The sequence below is a fragment of the Limimaricola sp. G21655-S1 genome (assembly GCF_027213785.1).
In the GTDB taxonomy this organism is placed as follows: domain Bacteria; phylum Pseudomonadota; class Alphaproteobacteria; order Rhodobacterales; family Rhodobacteraceae; genus Limimaricola.
Map to the genome: position 1 here is coordinate 1 of NZ_JAPWGO010000128.1, position 342 is coordinate 342.

Annotated in this window: 1 pseudogene; it reads left to right on the plus strand. The window is 63.7% G+C overall.

The window, feature by feature from the left end:
- Positions 1-342: pseudogene (locus O4G76_RS20155) on the plus strand (DNA polymerase III subunit epsilon); the annotation flags it as partial.

Here is a 342-nt window from a genome sequence, read left to right on the forward strand (position 1 = left end):
TCACTGGTATTCGGAAAACGGGCTGAATGCCGCGCGGGTTTCCGCGACCAAGGTCGTGCAGGCGAATGCCGAGCAGCACGGCGAGGACGACAGCCCCGCCGAAGCGGACTCGGCCGCGCGCGAGCACGACAACCACATGCGAATGATGCATTTCCAGATGCTCTGGGTGCATTGGCTGGTGGCCGGGCTGGGTCTTTGGCTGGCCACTGCGCCTTCCGTTTTCGGCACCTTCGACCAGACCGAGTTCAGCGCCGCCGTGCAGCGTGTCACCGAAGATCGTGGACTTTGGGCCGCGGCAACGCGCAGCTGGTTGACGGCCTGGAATGACGTTTTCACAGGACT